The following is an 8,018-nucleotide window of genomic DNA, read 5'->3' as shown; positions in this document are numbered from 1 at the left end:
CACCATCTCCGCGGTTAGCGCGGGCTGGTCGCCATAGGCGAGCGAATAGACCACGCCTGCCTTGCGCGCCTCTTCCGCAAGCAGAGGTCCGGCCAGCACGTCGGCCTCGACATTGACCATGACGATGTGCTTGCCGGCCTTGATCGCCGCGCGCGCATGGCGAATGCCAGCGGCGGGATTGCCGGTTGCTTCCACCATCACTTCGATCCCGTCCGATGTCGCCTTGGTGCTGTCAGCGGTGAAATTCGTGGACTCGATCTGTGCGCTGTCCCAGCCGACGGTGCGGCAGGCCTCACGCGCGCGTTCCGGATCGAGGTCGACGATGACGGAGACCTCCAGGCCGGGCACATGGGGCACCTGGGACAGGAACATCGAGCCGAATTTGCCGGCGCCGATCAGCGCGACGCGGACAGGCTTTCCGGCGGCGCGGCGTGCATTGAGGAGCGAAAAGAGGTTCATGGTGTTTCCATCGGTCGAGGTCATTCCGCGCGACGCGTTGGCGTCCAACCCGGAATCGCGAGACCCGGGGCGCACCTTCCGCGCGCCCCGGAAATGACGGTGGAGAAGCCTATTCCGCCGCTTGCCGCTGCGCACGCGCAAGCCGCAGCAGCGCGTCGTCATCGACCGCCTGGATCGGCGTGAAGTCGCGGTGCGCGATATAGTCCGGCCGCGTCGGCGTGCGGATGTAGTTGGAGACCGCATTCAGCGTCAGATAGACGATCTTGCGCGGGTAGGGCGTGATGTTGCCCGCCGAACCGTGCACCAGATTGCCGTGGAACATCAGCATGCCGCCGGCCTTGCCGGTCGGCGCCACGATGCCACCCTGCTTGACCAGCCGCGTCACGGTCGCCTCGTCCAGTGTCCAGAGCGGATAGGACGTTGTCTGCAAATCATGTGACGCTTCGAGGTCGCCGGCATTCTGGCTCCGCGGCACCAGCATCAGCGGCCCGTTGATCGGCATCACCTCGTCGAGGAAGATCGCGATGTTCATAGCGCGCGGCTCGGGCATGCCGTCATCGCGCTTCCAAGTGCCGTAATCCTGGTGCCATTGCCAGACGTCACCGGTGAAAGCCGATTTGGCGTTGATCTTGAACTGGTGCATGTAGAGCTTCTCGCCGAAGAGCTGCTCCACAGGCTCGATCATGCGTGGATGCGCTCCCAACACGCCGAAGGCTTCGTTGTAGAGATGTGCGGCAAAAGCGGTGCGCGGCGCGCCGCTCTTCTCGCGCCAGACCTCGGGCCGGTTGGCGTCGTAGATCCCCTCCGCCTCGCGCGCGAGAAAGGCGGTTTCCTCGGGGCTGAACAGTTCGGGAAGGAACAACCAGCCTTCGCGCTTGAAAAACTCGAGCTGCTCGTTGGTCAGTTTCATGTCACTTCCTCCTTGCTGTCATTATCGTTGTTGTTGTCATTGCCGAAGACGTAACCTGGGGGCGTGCCTCGGTGCGAACCTGATGTGCTGTTGTACATCCGAGAATCTCGAGCTTCCGGGTTCGACGCTTCCCAGCGCCGCGGAACGACAGTCTCAATCACGCCGCTTCCAGCGTCGCTTTCAACCTTTCTTCCGTCATTCTCCCCGCATTGAGAGCATGCGCCATTGCACTCGCTTCCGCCGCTTCCGCATGACCCGAGAGAATGTGCGCCGCGATCTCCGCGTGTTCCGTCCACGCGCTTTCGCGGTAATCAAGCTCGGCCAGCACGGTCGCCATGGAGCGGCGCATGTGCGGCCATTGTGGCGCGATCATTTCCTCGATCACGGGATTGCCGGCGAGGCGGTAGATGGCGCTGTGGAAGTCGACATCACGCGCAATCAGCCGGCCCAGCGGTGTTTTGCTATCCGCTGCGCGCCCTTCGCGCAGCGCTGCCTCGAGGCACTCGCGTCCCGCCGCGTCGAGCCTGCTGCGTTCGGCTGCGAGCTTCGCCGCAAGCGCATCCATGGCTCCGCGAACCTCATAGAGCTGGCGGATCCGCTGCGGATCGAGCTGGGTCACCTCAAAGCCGCGGCGTCCGCTCTCGGCGAGCAGGCCCTGCCGGTGCAGGATATGCAGCGCATGAGAGACTGGCTGGCGCGATACGCCGAGCTTGTCGGCAAGCTCGTTCTGCCGCACCCGTTGGCCCGGCGGTAGAATGCGGTCGGTGATGGCCTCGAGAATCCGCTCATAGACCTGGTCAGCCAGATTTGGCAGCGGCTCCAACGGTATCATGGCGCCATCCATTTTCGAATACGGAATTCCGTATTCGAAAAGGCTAGTCCTGACTTCAAGCAAGGTCAAGGCCGATCGCAGGCCCTGCGCGCATTCCAGAAGCTTGATGGGGGGCGGCCCCGTCAGGACCGCGGGCCCTGGTGATGCCGAGGCTCGATCGAGCGGCGGCGCTATGTGTGTTTACCCAGCTCGATCAGCATCCGCGTCATCAGATAGAGCCGGGGCACGATCGAGTCGGTGTCGATATATTCGTCGCGCGCGTGATAGCCGAAGCCGGCGAGCCCGAAGCTTTCGACCACGGCGGCCTTGCCGCTGCGGTTGGCGTAGCCGGCATCGGTGGCGCCGCCGGTCATCTCAGCGATGAGCAGCTTGCGGTCGATCTCGGCATAGATCGCCTGTCCGGCTTGAGCGATCGCGCGGCCGCGTTCGTTGGCGACAAAGGGCGGGCGGCCCGGCGTGATCGTCACCTTCACCTCGGTGCCGGGAATGAGCTTGTCCTTCACCTTCTCGTCGAGCGCGGCCTGCAGCTTCGCAACGCCGTCTGGTACCGTGAGGCGGATGTCGGCGCCCGCGACCGCGTCCTCCGGAATCTGGTTGCGCACGGTGCCGGCCTTGGCCGTGGTCCAGTTCAGCTGCGTACCCGGAATGGCTTTCGCTACATCCATCGTCTGCAGCAATTGATGCGCGAGCTCGATCAGCGCATTGCGGCCGCGGTCAGGCGCAGCACCGGCATGCGAGGCCAGCCCCTTCACCTCCAGTGTGCCGGTCGCGGTGCCGCTGGCGCCAAGCAGCAGCGATTCATGGGGCGCGGCGGGCTTCGCCGCCGTCGGCTCGCAGGACAGCACGACGTCATGCTGGTCGGCGAGTTCGGAGATGAACTCGCCGGAGCCGATCGAGCCGATCTCCTCGTCCGGGTTGAAGGACACGGTGAGCTTTGCGTAGTCGCGCCAGCCGGCATCCTTCAAAATTTGCAGGGAATGCAGCACAACCGCGATGCCGCCCTTGTCGTCGGCGATCCCGGGTCCATAGATGCGGTTGCCATCAACCTTGTAGGGCTCGCTCGCCGAGATGCCGCGCTCGTAGACGGTGTCCATATGCGCAATCAACATCAACTTTCTGGTGCCCGTGCCCTCGAATGTGCCGATCACGATGTCGCCGCCGGGACCGTGCGTGACTTTGCGCCGCTCGGTCTTGGCACCGAGCGCCTTCAGCCGCGCCTCGGTGAAGTCGGCCATTTTCTTCACACCTTCGACGTCGCTGCTGCCGGATTCAATCATCACCATGTCGCGCAAGGTGTCGATCAGCGCCGGCTTTGCGGCTTCGGCCGCGGCCTTGAGCTTTTCGTCCGGCGCGGCGAGCACCGATGAGGTGAGGCAGCAAAGGCCGATCGCAAGCCACGATGTTGCCAGGCGTTTCATGGAGCCTCCCTTGTTTCTTGTTGTCCGTGTCAGCTCGCGAGGAATTTGAGCACGATCTCACTATAGGCCTGCGGTGCCTGCTCGAACATGGCGTGTGTCGCGCCGGCGATCATCTCGGTCCGTGCATCAGGCACATGGGCGGCCAACGCATGCAGCACCTTTGGCAGCAGTCCGCGGGTCGCGGCGCCCCCGATGAAGAGTGTCGGAGCCTGAATCGCTGCGGCGTCCGCTCTTGAGAACGGCATCCGCACATCACGTGCATCGCCGATCAGGGTCGCGGCATTGTCGCGCAGCAGCTGTTTGGTGACAGCGGGCAGCCGCTTCCAGGGCACGTTCAGTGCGGCGAGGAAGATCTCCAGCCCGCCGTCGATGTCGCGCTTGCCGATGGCATCTGCGGCCGCGGCGATCGGGTGGGCCATCGGCCAGGGGCCGGGCTTGTAGTCGGGATCGAGGCTTGCGTCGATCTCGCCACCTGGTTCGGCCAGGATCAGCCTGCGCAGCAGATCCGGGCGCCGCTGCGCGACCCGAAAGGAGACATGACCCCCGCGGGAGTGGCCCATCAGGTCGACCGGCCCCGCGTTGAGCGCTTCGATAAAGGCGATCACGTCGTCGATGTGCTGCGCGAGCGAATAGGTGTTGCCCGAGCCGTCCCACCGTTCGGGAAAAAAATGCCGCAAGCTGACCGCGATCACGCGGTGCCGCGCGCTCAGCGGCCCCAGCACCGCCGACCAGTTGCGAAAATCGCAGAGCGAGCCGTGCACGCAAACCAGGGGGCGGCCAGTCCCGATCTCGAGATAGGCCATGTCGTATCCATTGACGCGAAGAGTTTGCATGCGAAGCCGTGACCAGGACGAGTTGGTTTTGAGCCCTCTGCAGGGCAAGGGCGGGGTGTTCCAGCGTAAAAGGCCGGGAACAAGCCGCTAGATTGCCGGAATCCGGGTGGATCGCAACATTTTCCAAGCCTAGATTTCCCGCCAGAAGCTAAGACATGAACGATGAGATTTGTTGGAGCCTGGCTATGACCAACCAGCATTATACCCTGTTCGACACCCCGATCGGAATCTGCGGCATCGAATGGGGACCGCGCGGCATCAACGGTGTGCAACTGCCGATGGGCAGCGAGGAGAAAACCGTCAACCGCATCCATCAGCGCCATGGTGAGATCAGCGAAGCGGAGCCGACCGCGGCCGTGCAGCACGCGATCGAGCGCATCGTCGAATTGCTCGAAGGCAAGGCGGACGACCTCACCGATATCGCGCTCGACCTCGAGGGCGTGCCGGCCTTCAACCGCAGCGTCTACGAGATCGCGCGCACGATCCCGCCGGGCAAGACCCTGACCTATGGCGACATTGCGAAACGCCTCGGCGGCGTGGAGCTGTCGCGCGACGTCGGTCAGGCACTCGGCCGCAATCCGTGTCCGATCGTGGTGCCCTGCCACCGCGTGCTTGCGGCTGGCAACAAGCCTGGCGGCTTCTCGGCAAACGGCGGCGTGTCGACCAAACTAAAAATGCTCCGTATCGAAGGCGCCATCGTCAACCACACGCCGAGCCTGTTTGATTGAGGGCGGCTCTCCCTCGCCCCGCTCTTGCGGGAAGAGGGCTGGGGTGAGGGGCCTTCTCCGCATATTCGGAAAGCAGAGAAATGCGCAAAGAGTCCCCCTCACCCGCGTCGCACCTTTCGATGTGATGCGACCTCTCCGCGCAGGCGGGGCGAGGCAAGGGGCATGGTCAGTTAGGCCGCCTCGCACGTAAACGCATTTCCCTTGCGCTTGATCTTTCCGACCGACGGCGAGGGGAAATGTGCGGTGCAGCACAGCGTATCGGTGTCGCAATAGCGCTCCAGGAAATTGCGCCGGGTGACCGCGGCCTGCGCGGGATCGACGTCGAACTTCGGTGACAGCTCGGGATGGAGCGTCTGCAGTGGCGTGTGCATGAGATCGCCGCAGAACACCGCGCTGTCCTTGCCCTTGCCGAAGGCAAAGGCGACGTGGCCCGGGGTGTGGCCGGGGGTCGGAACAATGCGCAAATGATCGCCGATGGCGAAATCATTGCCGACGATATCCGCCTTGTCGGCTTCGACCACCGGGAGCACGCTGTCGGCGAAGGGCGGCACTTCAGCCTTCTTGTTCTGCTCGCTCCAATAGTCGTACTCGGACTTGCCGAATACGTAGCGCGCCTTCGGGAAGGTCGGCACCCAGCGGCCGTTCTCAAGCTTCGTGTTCCAGCCAACATGGTCGACATGCAGATGCGTGCACATCACATAGTCGATGTCGCCAGGCTTGATGCCCGCGGCGGTCAGCGCGCGCATATAGGTGTCGTCGGTCTTCATGTGCCATTTCGGCCGCGCCGGGCGCTGCTTGTCGTTACCGATGCAGCTGTCGATCAGGATGGTGTGATGCGGCGTGCGGACGATGTAGGACTGAAAGCACAGGATCAGCACATCCTCTTCATCCAGCGCGCCGGCCTGCCGCAGCCAGCTTCGGTTCTCGCCGAGCAGCTCCGGTGTCAGCTGCGGTAACAGCTCCAGGGCAGGAAAGAAGCTGGTCTCCTGCTCGATCGCACGATGAATGGTGAGATCGCCGACGTTGAATTTGAGACTCATCACTCTTCTCCATCCTGACGATTACGCCGCCGGCGGCACCGAGATTTTCACCGACGGCCGCTCCAGCATCTTTTGGTGAAACGCGTCCAGCCTGGGATAGGCCTTGCGCCAGCCACAATCGGGAAAGCGGAAGTCGGCATAGCCGAGCACGCAGACGAGGCCGATTTGCGCGATGTCGAAGGGGCGCGCCTGCATCGCCTCGACATGGTGCTCGAAGCGGGCCATCCCGGTCCAGGCGCGATTCCAGTGGTCATCGGACCACGCCTTCCAGCGCAAGCCTTCCGGGCGCACAATGCCCTCGTACCGGCAGAGCAGCATGGAATCCAGCATGCCCTGCAGCAGCGAGTGGTCACTCTTGACCCTCCATTTCAGGGTGCCGGAAGACGGGATCAGCTTGCCGCCGCCCGCGAGCTCGTCGAGATATTCAACAATGACGTAGGAATCCAGAATGACCTCGCCATTGTCGAGGATCAGGACCGGCAGCTTTTTCAGCGGTGTGATGCGGGAGTATTCCTCGTTCTGCGTCGCCGGCGCGACCGTTACCGGCGAGAACTCGATCTTGTCGATCAGCCCAAGCTCGATTGCGGCAATGCGTACCTTGCGGGCAAACGGCGAGGCGGCGGAAAAAGTGAGCTTCATGGAAATGGTCCTCGCGCGCTGCTCGTCATGGCGAGCTGGTGATCTAAAGCATGATCCGGAAAAGTGTGTAGCGGTTTTCCGAAAAGATCATGCTCAATCAAAGACCTAAAGCGCGATGACGATTCAACCAAATCTCATCGCGCTTTAGAGGGCGTCATTGCGGGGCGATGCGTAAGCATCGAGCCCGGAATCTCGAGATTCCGGCTCTGGTGCTTGCGCACCATCCCGGAATGACGGCGGAGGTTTTGGCCTTCAGCCCAAGCCTCACGCTAGCCCAAGCCTCACGCTGCGACGATCTCCTGGCGCTGCTCGCCGAGGCCCTCGATGCCGAGCGTCACGACGTCGCCGACATTGAGATATTGTGGCGGCTTCATGCCGGTGCCGACGCCGGGAGGCGTCCCGGTCGTGAGCACATCGCCGGGCAGCAGTGTCATGAACTGCGAGACATAGGAGACGCATTTGGCGATGGAGAAGATCATGGTAGAGGTCGAGCCGGTCTGCTTCCGCTTGCCGTTGACGTCGAGCCACATCGAGAGGCTCTGCGGGTTCGGAATCTCGTCCTTGGTCACGAGCCACGGCCCGAGCGGACCGAAGGTGTCGTGCGATTTGCCCTTGGTCCACTGTCCAAGCCGCTCGATCTGGAAGTTGCGCTCGGAGACGTCGTTGCAGACGCAGTAGCCCGCGACATGGTTGAGCGCATCGGCTTCCGACACATACTTGGCGCGTGTGCCGATGATGACGGCAATCTCAACCTCCCAGTCGAGCTTGGTCGAGCCGCGCGGCTTCTCGACCGGATCGCTCGGACCCGAGAGCGCAGTGTTGGCCTTGATGAAGAAGATCGGCTCGGTGGGGATCGGCGATCCCGTCTCCTTGGCGTGGTCGACGTAGTTCAGACCGATTGCGACAAATTTGGAGATGCCGGTCACGGGCGCCCCCAAACGCGGATTGCCGCTGACGGCAGGCAGCGAGGCCGGGTCGATCGCGGCGAGCTTCTTGAGCGAGGCGGGTGAGTAGGCCTCCCCGTCGAGGTCCCGGACATGCGCGGACAGGTCGCGCAACTGACCGGATTTGTCGATCAGACCGGGCTTTTCCGCATCCCTTGCGCCATAACGAACCAGCTTCATTGACATCACTCCCTAGGATAGACCGCTTGGTTAAA

9 protein-coding genes (1 of these 9 cut by a window edge) are annotated in these 8,018 nt (G+C 63.1%); 1 reads left to right on the top strand and 8 read right to left on the bottom strand.

The features are described 5' to 3' along the window. From A3AI_RS0126415 to A3AI_RS0126395, 5 genes are all read right to left on the bottom strand, one after another. Positions 1-459: the 5' end (the start) of an NAD(P)H-dependent oxidoreductase gene (locus tag A3AI_RS0126415; protein ID WP_024518478.1), read on the bottom strand. The gene continues 852 nt to the left of window position 1, outside the view; 459 of the gene's 1,311 nt are visible here — the first part of the coding sequence; the start codon lies at positions 457-459; the stop codon falls past the left edge of the window. Between the two features lie 109 nt (positions 460-568). Then, complete coding sequence (locus tag A3AI_RS0126410) at positions 569-1,369, bottom strand: phytanoyl-CoA dioxygenase family protein (protein ID WP_024518477.1); 801 nt, start codon at positions 1,367-1,369, stop codon at positions 569-571. 157 nt (positions 1,370-1,526) lie between these two features. Next, positions 1,527-2,201: a GntR family transcriptional regulator gene (locus A3AI_RS0126405; protein ID WP_024518476.1), complete on the bottom strand. Its 675-nt coding sequence runs from the start codon at positions 2,199-2,201 to the stop codon at positions 1,527-1,529. 170 nt (positions 2,202-2,371) lie between these two features. Next, positions 2,372-3,619 (bottom strand): M20/M25/M40 family metallo-hydrolase, encoded by a 1,248-nt coding sequence (locus A3AI_RS0126400; protein ID WP_024518475.1) that lies wholly within the window; start codon positions 3,617-3,619, stop codon positions 2,372-2,374. Positions 3,620-3,648: 29 nt separating this feature from the next. Further along, a complete protein-coding gene (locus tag A3AI_RS0126395; RefSeq protein WP_024518474.1) occupies positions 3,649-4,452 on the bottom strand; it encodes an alpha/beta fold hydrolase in 804 nt (267 codons plus the stop codon). A gap of 185 nt (positions 4,453-4,637) precedes the next feature. On the opposite strand from A3AI_RS0126395, the gene A3AI_RS0126390 reads away from it, so the two are divergent. Continuing rightward, entirely contained in the window at positions 4,638-5,180 is a 543-nt protein-coding gene (locus tag A3AI_RS0126390; protein ID WP_024518473.1) for a methylated-DNA--[protein]-cysteine S-methyltransferase, read from the top strand. Positions 5,181-5,350: 170 nt separating this feature from the next. On the opposite strand, the gene A3AI_RS0126385 is transcribed toward A3AI_RS0126390, so the two are convergent. The 3 genes from A3AI_RS0126385 to A3AI_RS0126375 all read right to left on the bottom strand — a co-directional run bounded on the left by A3AI_RS0126385 (position 5,351) and on the right by A3AI_RS0126375 (position 7,983). Beyond that, positions 5,351-6,220 (bottom strand): MBL fold metallo-hydrolase, encoded by an 870-nt coding sequence (locus tag A3AI_RS0126385; protein WP_024518472.1) that lies wholly within the window; start codon positions 6,218-6,220, stop codon positions 5,351-5,353. 21 nt (positions 6,221-6,241) lie between these two features. Beyond that, positions 6,242-6,859 carry a glutathione S-transferase family protein gene (locus A3AI_RS0126380; protein ID WP_024518471.1) on the bottom strand — a complete coding sequence of 206 codons (618 nt, stop codon included), beginning with the start codon at positions 6,857-6,859 and terminating at the stop codon, positions 6,242-6,244. Between the two features lie 281 nt (positions 6,860-7,140). Continuing rightward, on the bottom strand, positions 7,141-7,983 hold the full coding sequence (locus A3AI_RS0126375) for a fumarylacetoacetate hydrolase family protein (RefSeq protein WP_024518470.1): 843 nt from the start codon (positions 7,981-7,983) through the stop codon (positions 7,141-7,143). Between the last annotated feature and the right edge of the window lie 35 nt (positions 7,984-8,018).

Source organism: Bradyrhizobium sp. Tv2a-2 (assembly GCF_000472425.1).
Taxonomy (GTDB): Bacteria; Pseudomonadota; Alphaproteobacteria; order Rhizobiales; family Xanthobacteraceae; genus Bradyrhizobium.
This window is presented reverse-complemented; position numbering and strand designations above follow the sequence as displayed.

Excerpts from the sequence above, each read along its gene's own strand:
- A3AI_RS0126375 (WP_024518470.1), bottom strand. The coding sequence starts at position 7,983 with ATGAAGCTGGTTCGTTATGGCGCAAGGGATGCGGAAAAGCCCGGTCTG.
- A3AI_RS0126380 (WP_024518471.1), bottom strand. The coding sequence starts at position 6,859 with ATGAAGCTCACTTTTTCCGCCGCCTCGCCGTTTGCCCGCAAGGTACGC.
- A3AI_RS0126385 (WP_024518472.1), bottom strand. The coding sequence starts at position 6,220 with ATGAGTCTCAAATTCAACGTCGGCGATCTCACCATTCATCGTGCGATC.
- A3AI_RS0126395 (WP_024518474.1), bottom strand. The coding sequence starts at position 4,452 with ATGCAAACTCTTCGCGTCAATGGATACGACATGGCCTATCTCGAGATC.
- A3AI_RS0126410 (WP_024518477.1), bottom strand. The coding sequence starts at position 1,369 with ATGAAACTGACCAACGAGCAGCTCGAGTTTTTCAAGCGCGAAGGCTGG.
- A3AI_RS0126390 (WP_024518473.1), top strand. The coding sequence starts at position 4,638 with ATGACCAACCAGCATTATACCCTGTTCGACACCCCGATCGGAATCTGC.
- A3AI_RS0126405 (WP_024518476.1), bottom strand. The coding sequence starts at position 2,201 with ATGATACCGTTGGAGCCGCTGCCAAATCTGGCTGACCAGGTCTATGAG.
- A3AI_RS0126400 (WP_024518475.1), bottom strand. The coding sequence starts at position 3,619 with ATGAAACGCCTGGCAACATCGTGGCTTGCGATCGGCCTTTGCTGCCTC.